General features: G+C 70.9%; 1 protein-coding gene and 1 pseudogene. One reads left to right on the top strand and one right to left on the bottom strand.

Annotated elements, in window-relative coordinates:
* A pseudogene (locus VE26_RS18930) lies at positions 1–138 on the top strand (hypothetical protein); the annotation flags it as partial.
* On the opposite strand, the gene VE26_RS18925 reads toward VE26_RS18930, so the two are convergent.
* Entirely contained in the window at positions 117–434 is a 318-nt protein-coding gene (locus VE26_RS18925; protein WP_425283803.1) for a metal ABC transporter permease, read from the bottom strand. The pseudogene VE26_RS18930 and the gene VE26_RS18925 sit on opposite strands and share 22 nt — an antisense overlap.
* Between the last annotated feature and the right edge of the window lie 6 nt (positions 435–440).

The raw sequence follows: 440 nt of genomic DNA, 5'->3' as shown, positions 1-440 counted from the left end.
CTGGCCCTGCCCCCCCTCACCCGCCCCCGCCCCCTCGCCTGCCTTCTCACCCCCCGCTTCGCCGTCCTGCTCCTGGTCGCCCCGGCCATCTCCCTGTCCGCAAGCCTGCCCGGCGTCTATCTCAGCTTCTTCCTCGACAGCGCCCCCGCGCCCACCATCGTCTTGCTGATGAGCCTCTGCTTTGTCGTGGTCCTCCTCGCCACCCAGCGCAAGACCGTCGCGACGGTCTTGCGCTGGGTGGCGAGGAGGACCACGACAAAGCAGAGGCTCATCAGCAAGACGATGGTGGGCGCGGGGGCGCTGTCGAGGAAGAAGCTGAGATAGACGCCGGGCAGGCTTGCGGACAGGGAGATGGCCGGGGCGACCAGGAGCAGGACGGCGAAGCGGGGGGTGAGAAGGCAGGCGAGGGGGCGGGGGCGGGTGAGGGGGGGCAGGGCCAG

It is taken from the genome of Devosia chinhatensis, from assembly GCF_000969445.1.
In the GTDB taxonomy this organism is placed as follows: domain Bacteria; phylum Pseudomonadota; class Alphaproteobacteria; order Rhizobiales; family Devosiaceae; genus Devosia; species Devosia chinhatensis.
Note: the sequence above shows the minus strand (reverse complement) of the source record. Positions and strands in the feature narration are given on the sequence as shown.